The 23480-nt window shown below is 69.0% G+C and carries 22 protein-coding genes and 1 pseudogene; 7 read left to right on the top strand and 16 right to left on the bottom strand.

What is annotated here, in order from left to right:
• Nucleotides 1-23: 23 nt before the first annotated feature.
• The 5 genes and pseudogenes from OG574_RS43865 to OG574_RS43845 all read right to left on the bottom strand — a co-directional run bounded on the left by OG574_RS43865 (nucleotide 24) and on the right by OG574_RS43845 (nucleotide 3985).
• Nucleotides 24-332, bottom strand: coding sequence for an SHOCT domain-containing protein (locus tag OG574_RS43865; protein WP_326777796.1), 309 nt, complete (start codon nucleotides 330-332; stop codon nucleotides 24-26).
• A gap of 33 nt (nucleotides 333-365) precedes the next feature.
• Nucleotides 366-833: a DUF6325 family protein gene (locus tag OG574_RS43860; protein WP_326777795.1), complete on the bottom strand. Its 468-nt coding sequence runs from the start codon at nucleotides 831-833 to the stop codon at nucleotides 366-368.
• 120 nt (nucleotides 834-953) lie between these two features.
• Nucleotides 954-2167, bottom strand: a pseudogene (locus OG574_RS43855) (cation:proton antiporter).
• 238 nt (nucleotides 2168-2405) lie between these two features.
• A complete protein-coding gene (locus tag OG574_RS43850) occupies nucleotides 2406-3569 on the bottom strand; it encodes an RNA polymerase sigma factor (RefSeq protein WP_326778804.1) in 1164 nt (387 codons plus the stop codon).
• Between the two features lie 8 nt (nucleotides 3570-3577).
• A complete protein-coding gene (locus tag OG574_RS43845) occupies nucleotides 3578-3985 on the bottom strand; it encodes a YciI family protein (RefSeq protein WP_100596849.1) in 408 nt (135 codons plus the stop codon).
• Nucleotides 3986-4218: 233 nt separating this feature from the next.
• Here OG574_RS43845 and OG574_RS43840 point away from each other — a divergent pair, with 233 nt between their 5' ends.
• The 3 genes from OG574_RS43840 to OG574_RS43830 all read left to right on the top strand — a co-directional run bounded on the left by OG574_RS43840 (nucleotide 4219) and on the right by OG574_RS43830 (nucleotide 6817).
• Nucleotides 4219-4446, top strand: coding sequence for a metal-sensitive transcriptional regulator (locus OG574_RS43840; RefSeq protein WP_326778803.1), 228 nt, complete (start codon nucleotides 4219-4221; stop codon nucleotides 4444-4446).
• Nucleotides 4447-4858: 412 nt separating this feature from the next.
• Entirely contained in the window at nucleotides 4859-6070 is a 1212-nt protein-coding gene (locus OG574_RS43835) for an MFS transporter (protein ID WP_326777794.1), read from the top strand.
• A 66-nt stretch (nucleotides 6071-6136) separates the two neighbouring features.
• Nucleotides 6137-6817, top strand: coding sequence for a hypothetical protein (locus tag OG574_RS43830; protein ID WP_326777793.1), 681 nt, complete (start codon nucleotides 6137-6139; stop codon nucleotides 6815-6817).
• 28 nt (nucleotides 6818-6845) lie between these two features.
• Here OG574_RS43830 and OG574_RS43825 read toward each other — a convergent pair whose 3' ends face one another.
• Nucleotides 6846-7046 carry a hypothetical protein gene (locus OG574_RS43825; protein ID WP_326777792.1) on the bottom strand — a complete coding sequence of 67 codons (201 nt, stop codon included), beginning with the start codon at nucleotides 7044-7046 and terminating at the stop codon, nucleotides 6846-6848.
• A 124-nt stretch (nucleotides 7047-7170) separates the two neighbouring features.
• Nucleotides 7171-7539: a hypothetical protein gene (locus OG574_RS43820; protein WP_326777791.1), complete on the bottom strand. Its 369-nt coding sequence runs from the start codon at nucleotides 7537-7539 to the stop codon at nucleotides 7171-7173.
• Between the two features lie 634 nt (nucleotides 7540-8173).
• Here OG574_RS43820 and OG574_RS43815 point away from each other — a divergent pair.
• The gene (locus OG574_RS43815; protein WP_326777790.1) at nucleotides 8174-11548 is read left to right on the top strand and encodes a pyruvate carboxylase; all 3375 of its coding nucleotides are present in this window, start codon (nucleotides 8174-8176) and stop codon (nucleotides 11546-11548) included.
• A gap of 244 nt (nucleotides 11549-11792) precedes the next feature.
• On the top strand, nucleotides 11793-12350 hold the full coding sequence (locus OG574_RS43810) for a DinB family protein (RefSeq protein ID WP_326777789.1): 558 nt from the start codon (nucleotides 11793-11795) through the stop codon (nucleotides 12348-12350).
• A gap of 6 nt (nucleotides 12351-12356) precedes the next feature.
• On the opposite strand, the gene OG574_RS43805 is transcribed toward OG574_RS43810, so the two are convergent.
• The 6 genes from OG574_RS43805 to OG574_RS43780 all read right to left on the bottom strand — a co-directional run bounded on the left by OG574_RS43805 (nucleotide 12357) and on the right by OG574_RS43780 (nucleotide 18958).
• Complete coding sequence (locus OG574_RS43805; protein ID WP_326777788.1) at nucleotides 12357-13349, bottom strand: phosphotriesterase family protein; 993 nt, start codon at nucleotides 13347-13349, stop codon at nucleotides 12357-12359.
• Nucleotides 13349-13549 (bottom strand): AMP-binding enzyme, encoded by a 201-nt coding sequence (locus tag OG574_RS43800; protein ID WP_326778802.1) that lies wholly within the window; start codon nucleotides 13547-13549, stop codon nucleotides 13349-13351. The genes OG574_RS43805 and OG574_RS43800 overlap by 1 nt, the downstream gene beginning before the upstream one ends.
• Nucleotides 13495-14259 carry an AMP-binding protein gene (locus tag OG574_RS43795; RefSeq protein WP_326777787.1) on the bottom strand — a complete coding sequence of 255 codons (765 nt, stop codon included), beginning with the start codon at nucleotides 14257-14259 and terminating at the stop codon, nucleotides 13495-13497. Before OG574_RS43795 ends, OG574_RS43800 begins: the two co-directional genes overlap by 55 nt.
• Before the next feature lie 159 nt (nucleotides 14260-14418).
• On the bottom strand, nucleotides 14419-15531 hold the full coding sequence (locus OG574_RS43790; RefSeq protein WP_326777786.1) for a PucR family transcriptional regulator: 1113 nt from the start codon (nucleotides 15529-15531) through the stop codon (nucleotides 14419-14421).
• Between the two features lie 246 nt (nucleotides 15532-15777).
• On the bottom strand, nucleotides 15778-17559 hold the full coding sequence (locus OG574_RS43785) for a pyridoxal phosphate-dependent aminotransferase (RefSeq protein WP_326777785.1): 1782 nt from the start codon (nucleotides 17557-17559) through the stop codon (nucleotides 15778-15780).
• A 172-nt stretch (nucleotides 17560-17731) separates the two neighbouring features.
• On the bottom strand, nucleotides 17732-18958 hold the full coding sequence (locus tag OG574_RS43780; protein WP_326777784.1) for a 4-hydroxybenzoate 3-monooxygenase: 1227 nt from the start codon (nucleotides 18956-18958) through the stop codon (nucleotides 17732-17734).
• A gap of 284 nt (nucleotides 18959-19242) precedes the next feature.
• On the opposite strand from OG574_RS43780, the gene OG574_RS43775 reads away from it, so the two are divergent.
• Nucleotides 19243-20079, top strand: coding sequence for an HAD-IIA family hydrolase (locus tag OG574_RS43775; RefSeq protein WP_326777783.1), 837 nt, complete (start codon nucleotides 19243-19245; stop codon nucleotides 20077-20079).
• A 44-nt stretch (nucleotides 20080-20123) separates the two neighbouring features.
• Here OG574_RS43775 and OG574_RS43770 read toward each other — a convergent pair whose 3' ends face one another.
• The 3 genes from OG574_RS43770 to OG574_RS43760 all read right to left on the bottom strand — a co-directional run bounded on the left by OG574_RS43770 (nucleotide 20124) and on the right by OG574_RS43760 (nucleotide 22626).
• Nucleotides 20124-21683: a serine/threonine-protein kinase gene (locus tag OG574_RS43770; protein ID WP_326777782.1), complete on the bottom strand. Its 1560-nt coding sequence runs from the start codon at nucleotides 21681-21683 to the stop codon at nucleotides 20124-20126.
• Entirely contained in the window at nucleotides 21658-21825 is a 168-nt protein-coding gene (locus OG574_RS43765; RefSeq protein ID WP_326777781.1) for a hypothetical protein, read from the bottom strand. Before OG574_RS43765 ends, OG574_RS43770 begins: the two co-directional genes overlap by 26 nt.
• Nucleotides 21826-21894: 69 nt before the next feature.
• The gene (locus OG574_RS43760; RefSeq protein ID WP_326777780.1) at nucleotides 21895-22626 is read right to left on the bottom strand and encodes a hypothetical protein; all 732 of its coding nucleotides are present in this window, start codon (nucleotides 22624-22626) and stop codon (nucleotides 21895-21897) included.
• Between the two features lie 305 nt (nucleotides 22627-22931).
• On the opposite strand from OG574_RS43760, the gene OG574_RS43755 reads away from it, so the two are divergent.
• Entirely contained in the window at nucleotides 22932-23312 is a 381-nt protein-coding gene (locus OG574_RS43755; RefSeq protein WP_326777779.1) for a DUF6083 domain-containing protein, read from the top strand.
• Nucleotides 23313-23480: the final 168 nt, after the last annotated feature.

Below are 23480 nucleotides of genomic sequence, written 5' to 3'. Positions count from 1 at the left end.
GCCGGCTGCTCCGATCGGCCGGGTCAGGAGTTCAGGACCCGGGCCTTCTCAGCGGCGAACTCCTCATCCGTCAGCAGCCCTTGGGCCTTGAGCTCGGCGAGTGCGGTGAGCTGGGAGACGCGGTCCGTGGCCGGGGGCGCGGCCGGCTGCTGCGGCGGGGGCTGCTCCGCCGCAGCCTGCTGCTGGGCGGCCTGCGACTCCGTCTGCCGACGCACGTCGCGCTCGCCGATGCGGCGATCCACACGGCTGGAGACGGCGGTGGCGGTACCGGAGATCACCGCGGTGCGCGCGATCGTGCCCAGAAGGCCCGGTCGTCCGAATCGCTGAGGCATGCCGATCTTCCCCTTAGTCCGAATTGTTCGGTGTCACTCGGAGCCGAGCGCGGCGACGGCTTCGACGACGGCGGCCCGCGGGATGCGTTCCAGGAGCAGCAGTTCGCCCTGCGAGTCCCGCAGGGCCGTCGCAAGCCGGGCGGCCCAGGTGTTCTCCCAGGCCACGACCAGGGCCGACGACTCCGGAGGGAGGTTGTCCGCGACGGTCCGCAGGTCTTCGTCACTGAGAAGGTCGAACTGGGCATCGGTGACCTGCTGGAATGCCTCAGCCACTTCCTCATCTGCCAGTTCGACGACATTGACGGAGCCGTCTGCCGCCTTCATGACAAAGCTCAGGTCGAGGATGCGTACCGTGCCGTTCTGCTGCAATTCCCGCAGGGCGGGCGCGACGTCACCGTTGAACCGGTTGCCCTCGAACCCGACCACAGCGACGTCGACGGGTCCAACGGTGTCGGCATTGAGGCCACTGGGCACGAGCGGGCCGCCTTCCCTGAAGTACATTAAGGACATTACGGAGCATAAGGCGACGAACATGTGATGCGCGAGCCGCGCGAAGAGGTAACCCCATGGAAGAACGAGCCGTCTGGGGCCTGACGCGCAGCTCCCCTGAGCGACGCCTGGTCACCAGGCCTCCGTCTCGGGCGCCTGGGGCATCCGGGGCTTGATGTGGCGTTCCCGTGCCCGCAGCCGCAGAGCGAGCAGCGGGAAGACCAGGACCGAGATCATCGCCGCGCCGACCAGGGCCGCCGCCTCGCTCTTTTTCACGACGCCTCGTCCAGGCCGATCGCCGTGATCGCCACGACGAGCGGGAGGCAAGTGGAGGAGTAGATCGTGAGCGCCCGGCGGCTGAGCGGCGACAGATCCCGTGGTGCCAGCACGTACGTCGGCAGTCCCCGTACGACCACGAAGAGGACGAGGAAGACGGGCAGCAGCACCAGTGCGCGCCCGCCGTCGAGCAGCGAGGCCAGATCGAACTCGATTCCGGTGACGATGAAGAAGAGCGGGACGAGGAAGCCAAAACCCACCGCCTCCACCCTGGTCAGAATCTCCTCGCTGCTCTCCGGCGCCGAGCCCTGGAGCACGAGCCGGGTGAGCAGTCCGGCGGCGAAGGCGCCGAGGAGCACGTCGAGGCCGAGCTCCTGCGACAGCGCCAGCATCGCGACCAGCAGGAGCATCACGAAACGCACCGCGAACTGCGCGCTGGTGTGCAGAGTGCTGCGGATGACCTGGCTGAACCACGGCCGGCGCGGCCGCAGGGCCAGGAACACGGCGGCGGCGGTGACGGCGGCGAAGACGGCGAGGACCACCGTGGCCGCCCCTGGTTTGCGGCCACTGAGCAGCACCGCCATGGCGATGATGGGCCCGAACTCGCCGACCGCGCCGAACGCCATCATCACTGTGCCGAACCGGCCCTCCAGATCACCGCTGTCCCGCAGGATGGGCAGCACCGTGCCCAGCGCCGTACTGGTCAGCGCGGTTCCGATGATCACGGCGCGCGCCAGGTCCAGGCCCGTCAGGGCCAGCGCCACGCCCAGCCCCAGAGCCAGGGAGATCACCCAGGCCCAGACGGAACGGCGCAGCGTGTCTCCCCGGATGGCCGCGAACTGGATCTCGTACCCGGCCAGAAAGATGAGCATCGACAGACCCAGGTCCGAGAGCACGTCGATGATCTCTCCTCCGTGCGCCCAGCCGAGCACGTCGGGACCGATGAGGATCCCCAGCACGATTTCGAAGATGACCACGGGGATCCGGACCCATCGGCCGACGAAGTGTGCCAGCAGCGGCGCCAGAACGGCGGCCGCCATGATGAGGATGAGCGTTCCCGCCTGTCCCACACCGTCCCCCTGTTCCGCACCGGATCATGCTCTTCCGACCATCGGCGCTATGGGCGCCGGGCGCATGTGAGAGCGGACCGTGCGGGTGAGGGCGGCGGCCAGGGAGCTGAGGTGGCGGTACGAGCCCGCGACAGCCCGTAGAGACCAGGCCGTTCCGCACCGGCCTCCCGTGAGCTGGGATCACCGGACGGCCGCGAGGTGCACGGCCGCCCCGAAGTACCCAACTCGCTCCGAACCGCTACGTGTTCTCCTCCAGCCGGTTCAGCCGAGACGTGTTGAGCCTGGCCGCCTGGCGCGTCAGATGGTCGCGCTCGGCGAGGTTGGGTGCCTTGTCGGCCGCCTCCGCGTACAGCTGTGCCGCCGTCGCCAGGTCGCCGGCACGCTCGTGGAGATACGCCGCCACCGCGGTGTGGCGGGGCAGCGAGTCGGTCAGCTCCGCGAGCGCCGCCAGGCCGGCGCGTGGTCCGTCGGCCTCGCCGACGGCCACTGCGCGGTTGAGCCGGACGACTGGGTTGTCGGTCAGGCGCGTGAGCTCGTCGTACCACTCCACGATCTGCACCCAGTCGGTCTCCTCGGCGGCGGGCGCGTCGGCGTGGAGTGCCGCGATGGCGGCCTGGGCCTGGAACTCGCCCAGGCGGTCGCGGGCGAGGGCCGCTTGGAGGATCTCGACACCCTCGGCGATCGACTCGGTGTCCCACCGGCCGCGGTCCTGCTCGGCGAGCGGAACCAGACTGCCGTCGGGCGCGGTGCGGGCGGCGCGGCGGGCGTGATGGAGAAGCATGAGGGCCAGCAGCCCTCTCACCTCGGGGTGGTCGATCGCGGCCGCGAGCTGCCGGGTGAGGCGGATGGCCTCGGCGGCGAGGTCTATGTCGCCGGAGTAGCCCTCGTTGAAGACCAGGTACAGGACGCGCAGCACGGTGGCGACGTCGCCGTGCTGGTCGAACCGCACGCCGGCGACGGTGCGCTTGGCCCGGCTGATGCGCTGCGCCATGGTCGCCTCGGGCACCAGGTAGGCCTGGGCGATCTGGCGGGTGGTGAGCCCGCCGACGGCGCGCAGGGTGAGCGCGACCGCGGAGGACGGCGTCAGCGACGGGTGGGCGCACAGGAAGTAGAGCTGGAGCGTGTCGTCCGCCGCGGGTGCGGGTCCGGGTGCCGGTTCGTCGTCGACGAGGTCCTCACGCCGCCGCCGGGCGACGTCCGACCGGGTGGCGTCGAGGAACTTGCGCCAGGCCACGGTGACCAGCCAGCCCTTCGCATCCCGCGGAGGGTCGGCCGGCCAGACGCGGACCGCCTCGACCAGCGCGTCCTGCACGGCATCCTCGGCCGCCGCGAAGTCGGCTCCGCGACGGACGAGGACAGCGAGCACGCTCGGCGTCAGGCTCCGGATCAGGGCCTCGTTCATCGACGAGGTCATTCCATGATGGTGTGCTGCGAGCCCATGAACGGGCGCAGCTCGAGCCACTCGTGGATCGGCTTGCCGCCCGCCCCGGGTTCGGCCGACAGCTCCCCGGCCAGCTCGACGGCGCGCTCGTAGCTGTCGACGTCGATCACCATCCAGCCCGCGATGAGGTCCTTGGTCTCGGCGAACGGGCCGTCGGTGACCGGCGGGCGGCCCTCACCGTCGTACCGGACCCACGTCCCTTCGGGGGCGAGCGCCTGACTGTCGACGAACTCGCCGGTCTTCTCGAGCCGGTCCTTGAAGTCCTGCATGTACTGCACGTGCGCCGAGATCTCCTCGGGCGTCCACTGCGCCATGGGGACGTCGTTGACCGAAGCCGGAGCGCCCCGGTAGTGCTTCAGCAGCAGGTACTTGGCCATCGTGTTCTCCTCGGTGCTGGTGCGACCCATTGTGGTCGCTTTCACCTCAGGGACGGAGCCAACCACGGGTTCTCGACATCGCCGTGCACATTTCTTTGGGCCCCGTGGATGAGGCTGGTGAACGTCGTCGCCGGAGCCCAACGGATGACACCGACCGTGCCGAACCCGGCCGCCAAAGCTACTGCGGCCACCACCGCCGACGACGAAGCCTCCGCCCGCGCAGTGCCCACCGCCTGCGGCGCGCTCAGGGGCGGTCGGCAGGAGTCATCACGACGGCCGAAGAAGGCCGCGACTGCCGGGACGTCGTCACGCAGCTCGCAGCCGTCAGCCGCGCGCTGGACCGCGCCGGGCTCAAATTCATCGCGGGCCGCATGCGCGAGTGCCTGACCGCCACCGAGGACGGCGGCACCCCCGCCATGCACGAGGCACAGCTGGAAAAGCTCTTTCTCACGCCGGCCTGACTCACCTCCCGCCCGGGGCGGTAGGCCCTCGATGCAGGGTGCTCGATCCGTAGAGTGCAGGGATGCCTGCTCACCGAGCGGTCTCCCGCGCCGTTGCTCTGCTGAACCTGACCGGCACCTGCCGTTCGCCGATCAACGCAGTTCGCTGGGAACGCATCGAACCCTGGTCCGCGGCCCGGGTCTACCTCAGCGGTACCGACGCCCCACACCCTGGTCGTCAAGTGGATCGAGGACGGCCCCGGCCAGGCCCCACCTGCCCACCGGCGGCTGCGGACCGATCCGGCTGCGCTGCAGTTCCTCGGCGACGGCATCGGGACCGGCCTCGCGCCCGACTGCTGCAGGGCTCCGCCCAGCGGCGCGTCGGCCACGCCCTACCCGTGCCGGGCGGGCAGGCGCAACTACTGTCGACGCCATGGACGGTGATCGCCGAGCATGGCGTAAGTGTTCCCTCGCCGGCGCGGTATTCGCCGTGTGTATGGCCGGCACCACCCTGCCGACCCCGCTCTATGGGCTCTACCAGGACAAGTTCGGGTTCTCCGAGCTGACGGTGACCGTCGTCTATGCCGTGTATGCCTTCGGGGTCATCGGTGTGCTGTTGCTGGCGGGCAACGCGTCGGACGCTTTGGGCAGGCGGCCAGTTCTGTTGTGGGGGCTGGGGTTCGCGGCGGCCAGCGCCGTGTGCTTCCTGAGTGCCACCGGGCTGGGCTGGCTGTATGCGGGGCGGCTGCTCTCCGGATTTGCCGCCGGGCTGTTCACCGGGGCCGCCACCGTGTACGTCATCGAGCTGGCGCCGCACGGCGGTGGCTCCCGCGCCACGTTCGTGGCGACCGCCGCCAACATGGGCGGGCTGGGCTGCGGTCCGCTGCTCGCCGGACTGCTCGCCCAGTACGCCGCCTGGCCGCTGTACCTGCCCTTCGCCGTGCACCTCGCGCTGGTGGCCGCCTCGGCCGCCGTCCTGCTGTGGCTGCCGGAGACCGTGGCCGAGCGGCGGCCGCTGAGCACCGTACGGCCGCAGCGGCCGAGTCTGCCCCCGCAGGTGCGGCCGGTGTTCGGACCCGCCGCGATCGCCGCGTTCGTGGGGTTCGCGTTGTTCGGCGTGTTCACCTCGGTCAGTCCGGCGTTCCTCGCCGAGTCCCTCGACGTGGACAACCACGCCGTGAGCGGCCTGGTCGTCGCACTCGCCTTCTTCGCCTCGACCGCGGGCCAACTCGCGGTCACCCGGGTCGGGATGGAGCGATCCCTGCCGCTGGGCTGCGCCGGGCTCCTCGCCGGACTCGCCCTGCTCGCCGGCGCGCTGCGGTGGGACCTGCTGGTACTGGTCATGCTGAGCGCGCTCGTCGGCGGCACGGGGCAGGGACTGGCGTTTCGTGCGGCGCTCGGCGCCGTGGCCGAGGCGTCTCCCCCGGACCATCGCGCGTCAGTGATCTCCACGCTCTTCGTGGTGGCGTACGCGGGCATCTCCGTGCCGGTCATCGGTGTCGGAGTCCTGACGGGGCCGATCGGCCTGGAAGGTGCCGGGCTGGTGTTCATCGCGGTCATGGCGGTGCTGGTGTCGACCGCGGGTGTCTATCTCGTCCGGCGGCCACGTCGTACGACACCTGAGCACGCACGCCCTGGTCCGTAGCGTCTGCGACACCGCATGATCGCGCAACTGCCGCAACGAAGCCCGGCCCAGGTCGTTGACCAACCCATGAAGATCACCATCGCGCGGCGGCAGCTGCGTCTCATGGCCGCAACCGTCGCCGCCCTGGCACTGGGGCTCACGGGCGCCGGCAGCTCCCCGGCCGCGAGCTCCGCCGCCGCCGATCGCCCTACGGCGGAACTTTTCGCCACCGACAACACCGCGGTCATCACGGACCCGGACGACCCCAGGCTCCACACCCGTCTCACACGCTTCGACCACGAAGTACGCGGGATCATCCGCGCCAACGGGGCCACGCCCGTCGCCTCGAAGCTCCTGGAGGGAGTCTTCTGGTCCGGCGACCTCAAGCGGGCCACCTATGAGCGCTCACGCGAGTTCGGCATCAACAGGGTCGGCCGTGACGGGCTCCACCACATCGCCGGCGTCATCGCCAAGACGTACCTCCAGGAGTCCGTGCTCACCTTCCGCCGTCTGCCGCCCACCTCGCCGGAGACCGACGCACTCGAAATCGAGGCGGCCGGCGTCAGCGCAAGCAGGCTGCATGACGAGCTGGTCGCGGACCCGGTGGCCCGCGACAAACTCGGCGGCGGCTCGGTCACCGTCGACGGCAGGCTCATCCTCATCGCCCCGCTCGGCGACCTGACACTGGCCCGGGAGTTCACGGCCAAGCTGGGTGTCGACTGGCAGACGGCCCAAGTGCACTACGGGGACAGGGAATTCGTGAGCTGAATCAGGAGCGCGCCGACGCCCTCACGGCCTAAGGCCTTCCGTTCGGCCCGGCGGGGTGTCCGGCCGGATCGGGCGTCGGCCGGGCCCCACCATGACCGTTGAGCGCGTAGGCCGCCTGGTACTGCGCCTCCTGGGCCACCAGGCGGGCCTCCGCCACGACGTCACCGCGTTCGCGTACCAGGCTCTCGTAGACCGGCAGATGGTCGTTTCCGGTTGAGCTGAAATTCACAGGGCTGGTCCTTCTCGGTATCTGTCGTACTCGTGGTCCGTTCGGTTCCCGAAAGGCTCGGTGCCGCACGAGGCTGGGCCGACAGTTCACTCGGAGCCGGCCGGTAATGCAAGATTGATCGCGGTCACACGCGGTTGAGCCGCGCGGCGATCCCGTGCCCGACCAGCAGGTAAATCACCGCCGGCAGACCGTAATTGAGGAGAACGCGAAGGCCTTCTGTGTCCATGGTGAAAACATCCTGTGACCACCAGGCCAGCCAGTCGGCCATGCCGTGCACGAACTCGACGAAGACGTTGTCCTGGTTGGCTTCGAGCAGGTAGAGCAGAATCCACAGGCCCAGGAACACCGCGGCAATGTCAGCGATGGTGTGGATGACCAGCCCCGTCCGCCGGGCGCCGCCCTCGCGCCGCTCAGGGCGCCGTGGCGGCTGTGGGGGCTGCTGGTACTGGTCGTAGGGGTGGGGCGGTCCGGCCATCGGGTCGGTATTGCTCACGGGAATCCAATCTGACGCGTTACTTTGCAGGCCGAGGCAGGAGCGAACATCGCCTCTGGCTCTCTCAGGCAATCGCCTGCCGCACCACACATGCAAAGCGTCGCGCGGGCCCGTACAACTCTGCGTCACGCAACCGCCGTCGCGTTACATGGCCATCGGAATATCCCAAATATGGCCAGGTAATCGGCAACTTGCCTAAATGTGCGAGCGCGGGATCCATTTCACCGTCGAACACCTCACATCAGTGTGCCCATTGCGTGCGCTCTTCGTGATGCCTTTATGTGAATGGCTCACTTACCGTTCATGTCGCGGCGGACGGTGAGCGCCCGTATCCCCGGAGGTGCGGGCGTGACGGAGACTCCACAGGCCCATCAGCATCGTGCCGAATATGGCGAGTTGGGGCTCTCATGCCGACGTCCGGAGCTGCCCGGTCCGGAGCGTGACTCGGGGCGGCGACGCGTCCGGGCGCTACGCCAGTAATCGGTGGTCAAACCGGTCGGGGCATCTCCACCCGGCGCTGCGGCATGTGACGTAGTGCACCTGGATGTCTTGACTGCAGAGGTGGCATGATCCGGGAGCGTGACGCCCCGCAACCCGACAGTTCGCCCATTCCGGGCGACGGAAGGACATGCGCATGTTCCGTAAGGTGCTCGTCGCCAACCGCGGAGAGATCGCGATCCGGGCGTTCCGCGCCGGCTTTGAGCTAGGGGCTCGAACCGTCGCGGTGTTCCCTCACGAGGATCGCAACTCACTGCACCGGATGAAGGCGGACGAAGCCTACGAGATCGGCGAGGCCGGGCACCCCGTACGGGCCTATCTCTCCGTCGACGAGATCATCCGTGCGGCGCGCAAGGCGGGCGCCGACGCCATCTATCCCGGGTACGGCTTCCTGTCCGAGAACCCTGAGCTGGCTCTCGCGTGCGAGCGTTCCGGCATCACGTTCGTCGGGCCGAGTGCCGAGACGCTCGAACTGACGGGGAACAAGGCGCGCGCCGTGGCCGCGGCCCGCGCGGCCGGCGTCCCGGTCCTCGGTTCCTCGCAGCCCTCGACCGACGTCGACGAGCTGGTCCGGGCGGCCGACGATCTCGGATTCCCGGTCTTCGTCAAGGCCGTGGCCGGTGGCGGCGGGCGCGGCATGCGGCGCGTGGAGGACCCGGCGACGCTGCGCGAGTCGATCGAGGCTGCGGCCCGCGAGGCCGAGTCGGCGTTCGGCGACCCGACCGTCTTCCTGGAGAAGGCCGTGGTCGAGCCCCGGCACATCGAGGTGCAGATCCTCGCCGACGGCGAGGGCCGCGTCATCCATCTCTTCGAGCGCGACTGCTCCTTGCAGCGTCGCCACCAGAAGGTGATCGAGCTGGCGCCCGCGCCGAATCTCGATCCCGAGGTGCGCGAGCGGATCTGCGCCGACGCCGTGAAGTTCGCCCGGCAGATCGGCTACCGCAACGCGGGCACCGTGGAATTCCTCCTCGACCCCGCCGGACAGCACGTCTTCATCGAGATGAATCCGCGGATCCAGGTCGAGCACACGGTGACCGAGGAGGTCACCGATGTGGACCTCGTCCAGGCGCAGCTGCGGATCGCCGCCGGCGAGACGCTGGACGACCTCGGCCTGTCCCAGGACACCGTGCGCCTCCACGGCGCCGCGCTGCAGTGCCGGATCACCACCGAGGACCCGGCCAACGGCTTCCGCCCCGACACCGGCAAGATCAGCGCCTACCGTTCCCCGGGCGGCTCCGGCATCCGGCTGGACGGCGGCACCACCCATGCCGGTACGGAGATCAGCGCCCACTTCGACTCGATGCTGGTCAAACTGACCTGCCGGGGACGGGACTTCGAGACGGCGGTCGGCCGGGCCCGGCGTGCCGTGGCCGAGTTCCGTATCCGCGGTGTGTCGACGAACATTCCCTTCCTCCAGGCCGTTCTCGACGATCCCGACTTCGCCGCCGGACGCGTCACCACTTCGTTCATCGAGAAGCGGCCGCATCTGCTGACGGCACGTCACTCGGCCGACCGTGGCTCGAAGTTGCTCACCTACCTCGCCGACGTCACGGTCAACAAGCCGCACGGCGAGCGGCCCCATCTGATCGATGCCGCCACCAAGCTCCCGCGGCTGCCCGACGGCGAACCGCCGGCCGGCTCCAAGCAGAAACTGACCGAGCTCGGCCCCGAGGGCTTCGCCCGGTGGCTGCGCGCCTCCCCCACCATCGGCGTCACCGACACCACGTTCCGGGACGCGCATCAGTCGCTGCTCGCCACCCGCGTCCGTACCAAGGACCTCCTCGCTGCGGCACCGGCCGTGGCGCAGACGGTGCCGCAACTCCTTTCGCTGGAGTGCTGGGGCGGCGCGACCTACGACGTCGCGCTGCGCTTCCTCGCCGAGGACCCGTGGGACCGGCTCGCCCAACTGCGCGCGGCCGTGCCCAACATCTGTCTGCAGATGCTGCTGCGCGGCCGTAACACGGTCGGCTACACGCCGTACCCCACGGAGGTGACCAACGCCTTCGTGGAAGAGGCTGCCGCGACCGGTATCGACATCTTCCGGATCTTCGACGCCCTGAACGACGTGGGTCAGATGCGGCCCGCGATCGACGCGGTGCGTGAGACCGGCTCGGCGGTCGCGGAGGTCGCCCTCTGCTACACCTCCGACCTGTCCGACCCGTCGGAGAAGCTCTACACCCTCGACTACTACCTGCGTCTCGCGGAGCAGATCGTGGACGCGGGCGCCCATGTGCTCGCGGTCAAGGACATGGCGGGGCTGCTGCGCGCGCCTGCGGCGGCGAAGCTGGTCTCCGCGCTGCGCAGGGAGTTCGATCTGCCCGTACACATCCACACGCACGACACCGCGGGTGGCCAGCTGGCCACGTATCTCGCGGCGATCCAGGCGGGCGCCGACGCGGTGGACGGGGCGGTGGCGTCGATGGCGGGCACCACCTCGCAGCCGTCCCTCTCGGCGATCGTCGCCGCGACCAATCACTCGGAACGGCCGACCGGCCTCGATCTCCAGGCCGTCTGCGATCTGGAGCCGTACTGGGAGAGCGTGCGCAAGATCTACGCGCCGTTCGAGGCGGGCCTGTCCTCGCCGACCGGTCGCGTCTACCACCACGAGATCCCCGGCGGCCAGCTCTCCAATCTCCGGACGCAGGCCATCGCGCTCGGGCTCGGCGACCGGTTCGAGGACATCGAAGCGATGTACGCCGCCGCCGACCGGATCCTCGGCCACCTCGTGAAGGTCACCCCTTCGTCCAAGGTGGTCGGCGACCTCGCGCTGCACCTGGTGGGGGCCGGGGTGTCGCCTGCGGACTTCGAGGCCGAGCCGAACTCGTTCGACCTCCCGTCCTCGGTCATCGGGTTCCTGCACGGCGAGCTTGGCCTGCCGCCCGGCGGGTGGCCGGAGCCGTTCCGCACCAAGGCGCTGCAGGGCCGCGCCGGACCCGAGCCGATGCGTGAACTGTCCGCCGAGGAGCGCGCCGGTCTCGCGAAGGACCGGCGGTCGACGCTGAACCAGCTGCTGTTCCCCGGGCCGACCAAGGACTTCGAGAGCCACCGGCAGGCGTTCGGCGACACCAGCGTGCTGGCCAGCAAGGACTTCTTCTACGGCATCAGCCCGGACCGCGAGTACTCCGTGGACCTGGAACCCGGCGTCCGGCTGCTCATCGAGCTGGAGGCCATCGGCGAAGCGGACGAGCGCGGTGTACGCACCGTGATGGCCACTCTGAACGGTCAACTGCGGCCGATCCAGGTACGGGACCACTCCGTGGCGTCCGATGTCCCGGTGACCGAGAAGGCGGACAAGTCCAACTCGAACCACGTCGCGGCGCCGTTCGCAGGCGTGGTCACGCTGGCGGTGGCCGAGGGCGACACGGTGGAGGCCGGTGCAACGGTGGCCACGATCGAGGCGATGAAGATGGAGGCCTCCATCACCGCCCCGAAGGGCGGCACGGTGTCCCGGCTCGCCATCAACGCGATCCAGCAGGTGGAGGGCGGAGACCTGCTGGTCGAACTCGCCTGACGCGTGACGCCCGACGCCTGATCGCTGACCTGTGCGTCGCTGAGGAATGCCGGGACAGTTCCACCCCCTGTATCTCTCAAGGCGCAGGCCCCGGGCCAGTCGCACTGCGGCTGCCCGGGGCTCACGCGTCCTTGGGGCCGGCGATTCACATCACCGGGCGCGAGCCGTCTAGGACAGAGTCTGACCTACATGGGGCATAGCGTGGTTGTTGTCCGACGGAGCAGAAACACGTGGAGGCGTAACCATGGCTGTCAACGAGCTGGACACCCAGGCCCAGGCAGAGGCCCCGGCCGTCACCGGCGAGCGCGCCGAGTGGCTGGAGGCGCTGGACAAGCAGCGGAACTTCCTGCGCTTCACCGCCCGTGACCTCACCGACGAGCAGGCCGCGAAGCAGACCACCGCGAGTGCGCTGTGCGTGGGCGGTCTCATCAAGCACGTCACCGAGGTCGAGCGGTCCTGGGTGGACTTCATCCTCAACGGCCCGTCCGCGATGCCTGACTTCACGGCCATGACCGAGGCCGACTGGGCCCGCCGCGCCGACGGGTTCCGGCTGCAGCCAGGCGAGACGTTGGAAGGTGTGCTGGCCGCCTACGCCAAGGAGGGCCGCCGGACCGACGAGGTGATCGCCGATCTCCCCGACCTGGATGTCACGTGGCCGCTGCCGAAGGCCCCGTGGTCCGAGCCGGGCGGCAAGTGGTCGGCGCGCCAGGTGCTGATGCACATCGTCGCCGAGACCGCTCAGCACTGCGGCCACGCCGACATCATCCGCGAGTCCCTCGACGGGGCCAAGACGATGGGCTGACCGGCCCTAGCCCTTGGCACCGGCCTCGAAGTAGCGGCGGGGGACGTCGACGAGCATGGTGTCGATCTGCTCCTTGGCGACCCCGCGCCGTTCGAGGTAGGGCAGCACCTCGTCCACGATGTGGAGGTAATGCCACTGCGGGAGCAGCGGCATGACGGCGGGGTCGATCCAGTCGATGTAGCAGGAAGCGTCCTGCGAGAGCACCATCCGGTCGGCGTACCCCCGTCGGCACATCTCCACCACCGTCTCGGCCCGGGCCTCGAAGGTGGTCTCGAGGTTGATCCCGAACCGGTCCATCCCGAGTACGAATCCGGCTTCGGCCAGTTCGCCGAGGTGGTCCACGTCGGTGGTGTCACCGCTGTGCCCGAGCACGACGCGGCTCGGGTCCACGCCCTCCTCCTCGCACAGCACACGCCTGACCTCCAGCCCCGTGCGCGCCCCTGGGTGGGTGTGCACGGTGATGGGGGTGCCGGTGCGCAGATGCGCCTTGGCCACCGCACGCATCACCCGCTCCACTCCCGGTGTGAGGCCCTGCTGGTCGATGGCGCACTTGAGAAGGCCGGCCTTGACGCCGGTGCCGGCGATGCCGTCCTCGATGTCGCCGACGAACATGTCCACCATCGGGTCCGGCACTTCCATGCCCGCGGCTTCGTTCAGCGCCGGACCGCGGTGATGGAAGAAGAACGGCACGTCTTCGTACGTGTAACAGCCCGTCGCCACCACGATGTTGAGGTCGGGAAGCTGCTCGGCGACGCGCTGGATCCGTGGAATGTAACGGCCCAGGCCGATCACCGTGGGGTCGACGATGGTGCGGACACCCTGAGCGCTGAGCGCGCCGAGCTTGTCCACCGCGTCCGCGATCCGGTCGTTCTCGTCACCCCACTCCCCTGGGTAGTTCTGCTGCACGTCCGGGCTCAGCACGAAGATGTGCTCGTGCATGTACGTGCGCTCCAGGGCGCCCGTGTCCACCGGTCCCCGGACGGTCTCCACCATGGCCATCAGCGCAGCTCCTTCTTGAGGATCTTCCCGGTGGGTCCCTTGGGCAGCTCCTGGAGCACCCGGATCTCACGGGGATATTTGTAGGCGGCCATCCGTTCCTTGCAGAACGCGATCAACTCGTCGGGCGTGGCCTGCCGTCCGGGCGTCAGGCCGACGACCGCGACGACTTCTTCGCCGAACGTCTCGTCGGGCCTGCCGATGACGGCGGCCTCCGCGACGACGGGATGCCGAAGCGCACGGCGGCGTTGAGGACACTGGACAGACCGAAGACGTGGAACATCGGCAGTACGGCTATGACGATGTCGTCGTCGAGGAAGCCGATCAGGTCCCCGGCGACGGAGCAGTTCATGTACAGCTGGAAGTGCGTGAGTTCGGCGCCCTTCGGCTTGCCGGTGGTGCCGCTCGTGTAGAGCAGTACCGCGGTGTCGTCGGCGTTGGTCGGCACGATGTCGGGGGCCTCGGCCGGGGCGAGCAGCTCGTCGAACGGCCTGGTTCCTTCCGGCCGCTGCCCGCCACCGAGGTCGACGACGTACGTCGAGATACCGGGCACCGCGCTCGCACCCCGGTGCGCCTCCTCGGCGAACGACTCGCAGGTGATGAGCACTTGAGCGTCGGAGTTCTCCAGGTGGTACGTGACCTCCGGCGCCCGCAGCAGCGGGTTCAGCGGCACCATGACCAGGCCGGCCCGCAGGGCGCCGAAGTAGGCGAACAGGAACTGCGGGATGTTGGGCAGCTGGACCGCTACCTTCGCGCCCCGCTCTAGGCCTAGCGAGAGAAGGTTCCCGGCCACCAGGCCGGAGAGCTCCTCCACCTGGGCGTAGGTCAAGGCAGTGTCGCCGATGATGACGCATGGCTTGTCCGGGGCGGCCGACGCCGTCTCGTACAGCATCGTGGCCAGGTTGAAGCTCACATCAGCTCCTGAGTGCCGTAACAGTGGCCCTAGGCATACCGTCCAGTCGGTAGGGGGTCAAGGGATTGCGCACGGACGCCGAAGAGCGACCTTGGAACCGGCCGCGCGCTCCGGCTCGGCTGCCGCCGGTCGCGGTGGGCAACGCCTGCCGGGCGGCCGTCAGTTCGCAGGCTTCGCCCCTGCGGTCGAGCGTGAAACGTAGCGGCAGTGGAGGACGAGCCAGGTGAACGTGTCGAGGTCGGCCAGGTCGAGGTTGAACGTCGTCTGGATCTTTTCCACCCTGTATCGGGCCGTGTTGGGGTGGACGCCCAGCGCCGCGGCGGTTGCGGCGATGTTGCGGTTGTTGTCCACGTAGACCTGAAGGGTCCGGAAATAGTCCGTTCCCGACTGCTTGTCCATCTCCTCGATGCGGCGGAGGACTACAGGCTGCCGATGGCCTGTATTGCCTTTGAAGCCGGCCATTTCCGCAAGGTCGACGTGGTGGTGATGATGTGTCAGATAGACTACGTTCGTACCGGGTTGAGGTGTGACCACCTGCGCCCGCAGCAGCCCGGCCAGGGTCTGCATCTGTTTGAATTCGGCGCTGATGCCGCCCACGTTGCCGAGTCGGGATCCGGCGATGACGGTCATGGATGCAACATTCGGCTGCGCACCTTGGAAGAAGTCTTCGAGACTTCGCTCTGTCTGGACCCAGTCGTGCTCGGCGCTGCCGCTGAAGAGTATGACGAGGCGGGCGTCGACCTCGGCGAGGAGCGCACTTGGATGAATGATGTGGAGCCACGCCGAGAGGCGGCGGACGAGCCGGTCCCCGGGCGCGCTCGCCGAGTCGCAGGACGTCGGCGCCAGCATGGCCAGGACGAACCAGCGCCGTTGTGAGATGTCGAACGGAAGCGCGGCAGCGAGGGACTCGTTGGGCGCCCGCACCAGAGCTGAGAGCAGATTTGCCTGCCGTGTGCGCCGCAGGTCCAGCTCGGCGCGTGCGTGGTGAAGGTGCAGCGCGGCCGTGTCCAGCAGTCCCGGCAGGACGGCGGTTGCCTTTGCTCGAGCATCCTTGGTGTCGGCGATGACCCAGATCGTGCCCAGGATTTCTCCGTCGCTGCGCACGGCGGCGGCCACTCGTCCGAACACACCGGCCCCGCCCGGCACGTACAGGCACCCGGTGCGTGCGTAGACCGTCCGGTAGTCGGGGTCGGTGGCGGGCGAGTCGATCTCGCACGGCGCCGTTTGGAGCTGGGCACTACTGGATGGCGTGATGCTTGGAATTGGATCCATAGCTCCTGGGTGAGGTGGCTCCTACTTTTGTGGCCACAGCAACACCCGAGCCCTAGGAACAACTCATGAACAGATCCTTGCGGCGACTGTTGGCGGGCCTGTTGGTCACGGCCACGGCGACGCTCACGGCATGCGGTGCCGGACCGGCCAAGAGTACCGGCCCAGGTGGATCGACGTCGGCCGCACAAGGCATTCCGGCATCGATACGTCAAAGCGGTGTCCTGCGTGTGGGCGGCGGCCACGTGATCACCGAGCGGACCCCGCAACAGGAACGCCTGCGGGCATCGGAGCGACCGAGGCCTGACCCGGCCGCAGCACGTTCAGGGCGGCCTGACATGCGGCCACCATGCGCGCATTCTCGGCGGTGTCCCTGACCGCGATGCGCACGGTGCGCCCCTGGTACTGCGACGACAACGGCGACAGGTCGCGCAGGTACACGTCGCGGCGGCGGCACTCGTTCACCAGTTGCGCGGCACTCGGTCCGCCCGACGGCAGGGTCAGGGTGAGGAAGTTTGCCACGGCTTCCCCCACGACCAAGCCCTCGTCAAGTCCGGCCAGATCACTGGCCAGTTGCCTGCGGAGCACCCCGGTGCGAAGCCAGCAGTCGCTGTAGTGCACCGGGTCGCGCAGTGCTGCCACCGCGGCCAGCTGCGCCGGGAGACTGACCGGCCACGGCGGTGTCCATCGGCGTAGCTGCGCCGCGGTGACGGGCTCGGCCACCAGGTACGCGGCCCGCATGCCGGACAGCGCATACATCTTGGACAGCGAGCTGCAGACGACTACCCGCGGGTCCGTCGCGGCGAGGTCGGCGAGCGACTCTGTCAGGTCGACATAGCCCAGGTACGCCTCATCGATCCACCACCGTGTTCGGGCCGGCGCAGAGGCAATGAGCGAGCGCAGGTCCGCAGCCGGCGCGTGGCGGCCGGTCGGGTTGTTCGGGTTGACCAGCACCACGAGGTCGTAGTGACCGGCCCTTACAGCAGCGGACAGCTGGACCGGGTCGATGCGCCAGCCGTCTTCGCGGCGCAACCTGAATCGGTCCACCCGGCATCCGATGACCCTCTCGGTGACGTGGGCGTACTCTCCGTAGCCCGGGTCCATCAGCAGCACCCTGCTCTGCGGCGTCAGCCACTGACCGAACGCCCTGAAGATGAGGTCGGATGAACCGGCGCCGACCGCGAGTGTCTCAGTCGGCAGCGACCGCGCCATGGCGATTTCCGCCAGCAGGCCCTCGGCAGCGGTCGGCGGTGAGGTCCGGGCGGCCCAGCCCGGATCCTCCGCGAGCACCGCTCGTACGCCGGGAGCGGGTGGGAACCAGGCATCCAACACATCGGCCGCCACTACCTGATGGCGCCGGTGCAGACTACGGAAGTCCGTGCCGATGGCGGTGAACGAGGCCCCGCCGTGTTCGCAGCCGTCCGGCCGTGGTGCGAACGGCATGTCGAGCCGCCAGTCCACATCGGAGCCCAGACGCTTCAGCGTGGTGCGGTAGCGGTCCCTCGTGACCTTCGTCAGGTCGGTCACGCTCGCGGTCAGTACCTCGAACGTCAACGCACCGCTGTGGACGGTACGGCCGACCGGGCGCAGTCCGGCGGACAGGTACATGTTGAGCAGGTCGGTGCGCCCCATTGCCACCACCTTTCGGCCACCCCGGGCGGCGATCCAGCGCAGTGCCGCGTACATCAGCAGTAGTGCCGCTGAAGTGCTCCGCCAGCGCGGCTCAACCGTGAGGATGCGTACCTCGAACACATCGCTCTCGCCCAGGAGCGGCAGCTCCTCGCGGCTCAGGTACTTGTCCAACGCATACCGGCCCAGCCAGGGCGGAGTCACACTGACAAAGCCGATTCGGGCCGCCCCTCGCGCCGCGACGAGGTAGACGTTCTCGCCGTCCAACCCGTCGCGAAGCCGGCCGGCCGGATCCGGCGCGTGCTGGCCCAACTCCTGTGCGTACACCCGATGACGTAGCCCGTGGATCCACTGAAGATCCACCGGAGTGGCAACACGCAGCTGCAGATCACGGCCGCCCATAAGCACCTCTCTCAACTCGGATGGAGGGACTCCATGGTGGGGAACGACGCCCCTCCGCATCAGAGCCAAGTGACGCGATCAGCTGAGTAGGAATACTCAGGCGCAGCTGTCCCCTGCGTGCTCGGGGCCCGCCCCAGGCCGGGGCGATGCCGAGTGGCTCGCCGGCAGTCGGTCAGTAGCTCTCAGCTGTGCCGAGGTACTGCTCGGCGAACGCGGCCGCCGCGAGCGGAGAGGTGAACAGGCGCCGAAGCCGGGCGAGCGTGGTGCCCGTCCGGAACGGCTCCCCTGCAGCCGACCCGTGATAGACGTCGGACAACCACTGCGAGAACTCCTGGTAGTCCCACACCCGACGCAGGCAAGCCTCCGAGTAGCTCTCCAGACCGCTGTTACTTCCGGCTTCCTGCGTGAGGTGGGCGACCAGTGCGTCGCCGAGCAGGAAAGCGTCGTGCAGGGCGAGGTTCATGCCCTTCGCCGCGATCGGCGCCACAAGGTGGGCCGCGTCACCGGCCAGGAACAGGCGCCCGGACGCCATCGGCTCGACGACATAGTCGTGCATGTCCAGCATCCGCTTCTCGACCAACCGCCCCTCGACCAACTCCGGGGCTCCCTCCACAGCGAGCCGTCGGCGCAGCTCAGCCCATACGCGTTCATGCGGCCAGTTCTCCGGGGCGTCGCCGGGCGGGCACTGGAGGTAGTAACGGGTCACCTCGGAACTGCGAGGCATCTGTCCGGCGAATCCGTCCTGATGGATCCCGAAGAGCACACAGTCGGAGGAAGGCGGCGCCTCGGCCAGCAGAGACAGCCAACCTATGCCGTAGTCGTGCCGCGCGACCCGGTAGTGCTCAGCGGGCAGGGCGCGCCGCGTCACGCCACGCGCGCCGTCGCATCCTGCGACGAAGTCGCAATGAACCACTTGCCGCTGACCGGACTCGGGGCAGGTGTACGACACCGATGGCCGATCCGTTTCGATGTCGTGCACCTGCACATCCCGGACGCCGAACCTGATGTCACCGTCCCGCACATCGGCGTACTCACGCACCAGATCCGTGACGAGCAGCGGCTGCGGGTACACGAAGTGATGACGGTCCGTCAGTTCGCCGTATTCAAAGCGGTGTCGGCGCCCGTCGAACCGGAATTCACAGGCCGTATGCCGCTGCGCCTTCCGCAGCAGGTTCCCGGCAAGGCCCCGCTGCTCCAGGGCGCGAACCGCCCACTCCTCGATGACCCCGGCGCGCGGCCGCTGCTCGATGAACTCCCGTGTCTCGGACTCGAGGACCACGCAGTCGACCCCGGCGCGTCTCAGGATGTTTCCGACGGTCAGCCCGGCGGGACCGGCGCCCACCACGACTACCGAAACGCGTTGTGGAGCAGGGGTATTGGGGTGCTGAAGAGAGTTCACGGCGACATTATGTCGACGCGGGTGGACAGTTGGATCCCCGGCCCTGCTGTGCCGCCGGCCAACCCCTCGGAAGGCAGGTCACACCGGAGGTCTCACCCAAGAATCCAGGCGTTCGCCGGCCGCCAGGTCCTCGCGCCGGTACCGGAGACGATTCCCTGGACGACGCGGCCGACCGGGTGGCGCCCGCTGTTCTCCGGGGCTAAAAACACGCCCTGACCGGGATGGACCGGCGACTCGGAGAGCGTGCACCGCAGATTCACCGGCGCGGCGACTACCGTCGCCCCATGGAGCGAGAGCGAGCCGGCGCGATCCGCGCAGTCCTCATCGACATCGACGGAGTACTCACGGTCTCCTGGGAGCCTCTCCCAGGCGCCGTCGAGGCCATGGAGCGGCTGCGCGCTGCGGGGCTCCCCCTCGCGCTGGTCACCAACACGACCTCACGTACACGCGCGTCGATCTGCGCACGGCTTACAAAGGCCGGGTTCCCCGTCTCGGTCGACGACATCCTCACCGCCCCGGCCGTCACCGCCGCCTACCTTCGGTCGCACCACCCGGGCGCACGCTGCCTGCTGCTCAACGCCGGTGACATCCAGGACGATCTGACGGGCGTGACGCTTGTCGAGCCGGAGGCACACACCGAGCCACACCCAGAGACGGACGTGGACGTCGTAGTGGTCGGTGGCGCAGGGGAGGTGTTCGACTACGCAGCCCTCAACCGCGTCTTCCATCACCTCCAGCGCGGAGCACACCTCGTAGCCATGCACCGGAACCTCTACTGGCGCACCGCCGACGGGCTCGACCTCGACACGGGCGCCTTCCTCCTCGGGCTGGAGCGGGCCGCCCGGGTCGAGGCGAGCATCACCGGCAAACCGTCCGAGGCCTTCTTCGCCGCCGCGCTCGCCCACCTGGGCGCCGAGCCGTCCACAACCCTCATGGTGGGCGACGACATCGAGTCCGACGTGCTCGCGGCCCAGCGCAGCGGCATCACCGGCGCACTCGTCAAGACCGGCAAATACCTTCCTGAGACGCACCGTTCGGCCGACGGCACACCGGACCACGTGCTCGACTCCTTCGCCGCGCTCCCCGACCTCCTCGAACGCCTGGCCTCAGACTCCCGCTGAGCCCCGGGCCACGCGTGTGCCGTCGGCGCGGTCTTCAGCAGGTCCTACTTGTTGCTCTTCCAGAGGGTCAGCGTGGTGACATAGTCAGGCATGTCGCTGGACAGACCCTGCTTGGTGTCGGGTACGACGTCGGTGACACGTAGCATCGCCACGTTGTCGTCGCTGGTGACGGTGCACAACACCATGCCCTTGGTCAGGGTCTTCCCGGCGTCCAGGTCGTCGGCGGAGATCGCGGCCGGGAGCGCGTCGGTGTCCACGCCCGTCCTGCATGCCTCGGGCGTCGTGCCGGTGCTCCGGCCCATGGGGGTGAGGAAGCGCAGGTCGGAGTCGCCCCAGTCCTGGTAGGTGAGTTCCATGCCGTCGTCCTGGCCGATCTCTCCGTCGGGGAAGAGTTTCGGCGCGTCCAGGTCCACGTGTGTGCCGGTGTTGTAGGCCGGTGCCCGGAGGGTGAGGGGCTTGTCCTTGAAGACGAGTGTGTACGCGTCCTGCGGCGAGGGAGACGAGGTTGACGGTGACGAGGTGGCGGTTGGGGTGCCGGTGTGCTTTCCGTCCGCCCCGGTGCCGTTTGCACCATCCGTACCGCCGTCGGGCCTCGCGATGGCCCACGTGACGATCACAGCAAGGGCCACGGCGACCACGCCGGCGGCGGCCAGCAGCGGGGTGCGGGTGCGCTTGGCGGGCGTGGGTGAGGGCGTGTTCGTCGACCACGGCGCATGAGCCGGGCCGGACGGGGGCGGCGGGGCGGACACGGTGGGCTGGCCGGCCAGGTGCGCCGCGCCGTCCGGCTGGGTGGGCGTGGCCGTAGGTGTCGGCGTGGGCGTCGGGGGCCGCGCGGCAGCCGCCTCCCTGCGTGCGATCCGTTCCATGAGCGGCGCCGGCAGCCAGCCGCCGAACGCGCGCAGTGGCCGCACGGCCTCCCGCTCGCACAGCTCGGCGAGTTCGTCCGTCGTGATGCGGGTAGCCGGATCGGCGGTGAGGCACCGTTCCAGCAACGTCCGCAACGGCGCCGGGTAGTTGCTCAAGTCCGGAGGTGTGCGCTCGGTGTTGGCGATGCGTACGCCGAGGGCGGTCGCGCCGCCGTCGCCGTACGGGTGCTGTCCCGTCGCCGCGACCGCCGCGATGAGGCCGAGCGAGAAGAGATCGGTGGCCGCGGTGACGGGTTCACCCAGAGCGTGTTCGGGCGACATGTACTGCGGCGTGCCGATGACTCCGCCGCTGCGGGTGAGCTGGGTGGCGTCGGCCGCTTGTGCGATGCCGAAGTCGATGACGTAGGGACCGGTCGAACCGAGCAGGATGTTGCCGGGCTTCAGGTCGCGGTGGACGACGTCCGCCGCATGAATGGAGCCGAGGGCCCGGGCCGTGCAACCCACCAGCTGGAAGACGGCAGGCAGGGGCAATGGCCCGTACGTGGCCAGCGCGTCGGCGAGCGAAAGACCGGGCACGAAGACCGAGGCGATCCAGGGAAGTGCGCCCGCGGTGTCGTGGTCGACGACCGGTACGAGGTGGTAGCCCTGCACCCGGCGGGCGGCCCGCACCTCCTGCTCGAAGCGGCGCCGGAAGTCCGGGTCCTGGCCGTACTCACGGCGGATCACCTTGAACGCCACGGGTTGCCCGCCCCGCGTGTTGCGAGAGGTACACGGTGCCCATGCCGCCCTCACCGAGCCGCGCGAGAAGCCGGTAACCGGCTGTCTCGCGCGGATCGACGGGGTCGAGTGGGGCCAGTATGTCGTCGATGCCGTTGGTCACGGCAGCACACCCTATGACATATGACGTTGTGTCAAAGTGCCTTGTGCTGACGCCGTATGGCGAATTGGATCACGCCATGCGGGCGCCGACGGTACGGGCGACCTGCGACAGCACCTTGTCCGTCCAGAGCCGTTCCCGCTTCGCCGCAGCCGCGAGGTTCTCGGAGGCCTTCGCATCCGGGCCGGGCTGCGGCACTAGGCCCTCGGCGGAGCTCGAACCCCGCAGTTCGAACTCGTACGGCCCCTGCATGCACGTCACTTCGGCCCCGAGCACACCGTCGACGGAGTAGCAGTCCTGGGCGCCCCAGGAGCCGGCCAGATCTTTGAAACCCTTCTCGGAGCCGTCCTCCCCTTTGTCCTCGCGGTACTTGTCCCCGACGAGGGCGGGATCCGCAAGAGCCGTCACGGTGACGGTGAAGTTGCTGTTCGTCACGTCATCACCGCCGTTCCCCGGGAGGTTGAACTCGAACTCGCAGCCGCCGCGCGGCACGTCGCCCGTGGTGCTGGGGTCGGCATCGGCCAGGGGATTGAAGTTGAGGATGGTCACCTTGACCGGCTTGTGGTCGACGCTCTTCACCTGGGGCAGAAACGCACGGAGCTCCGAGCCGGTCACCAGCTTGCAGGCGTCCGGCCATTGCGAGAGCGCGACCGCAGCGCCTTTCTCCGGCTGGAGACCGAGCTTGTCTCCGGCAGGCTCGGCGGCCCCGAACTTGACGGGCGGCGGAGGCTTCTCCTCACCACAGCCGGCCAACAAGCCCACGCCCGCCACTACGGTCAGGCACACCCACCTGCTTCGGAACATCACGATCTCCCCGTTTCGTTTCCTGCACAGCATCATGACGACGCCGACTGGTCCGACTGATCCTCCCAGTGCGCCGACCCGTCTCGGTTGCGTTTGGTTCCAACGGGGACGGCTGCTCGCGACCAGTCGGCCACACGGTCTGCGACGCCATCTGTCTACGGCGCCTGTCCGGCCGCGCCTCTTGGGGCGCGAGCGGTCTGGCGTGGCCGGTGTCGCCTCACGTGGCACGTGAGGCCTCACAGGGCGCAGGAGTCCCGTCCTAAGTCGTACGTGTGTTGAGGCGTCGCGGGCCGCACGCTCGCTGTATGAGGGGTTCTGGCAGGGGGGTCGCGAGGATCGGCAGCGGGCAGTTCCGGTGTCCGTACTGCGGGCTGCCACAGGATCGGGTGGCCACGCTCGAGCATGACTGGGTTCTGCTGGAGCCCGGGATGCGAGTGCCGGCACATCTCGTGCCGGCGGAGCATCGGTGGATCGAGCTGTCGGACGGCCGGGTCACCGTGTACGGCGTGTGTCCCGTGGACGGGACGCAGCGGTGCCGCATCGAGCATCGGCTGGCCTGCGCCGGGCAGGAGCTGCCCGATCTGTGGCCGTGGCTGACGACACTGCGGAATGAGAACGGGCGGATGGCGCGGCGCCAGGAACCGGAGCCTCCTCCCGGGGATGCCCAGCTGCCCGACGTGGGGTGACAATCGTGACGGTCAGCGGCGGCCGGGCTCGATGTGCGCGATGAGCACGACCCTCGGAGGCCGTCCCGACCCGCTGCCGCCCTCGCCCCGGTCCGTCACCTTGCAGCCGACACCGCATCCCCTGATCTCGTGACGGGCGCGTGAACACCCGTCCGCCCCGCGCTTCCG

It is taken from the genome of Streptomyces sp. NBC_01445, from assembly GCF_035918235.1.
Lineage (GTDB): Bacteria > Actinomycetota > Actinomycetes > Streptomycetales > Streptomycetaceae > Streptomyces.
Note: the sequence above shows the minus strand (reverse complement) of the source record. Positions and strands in the feature narration are given on the sequence as shown.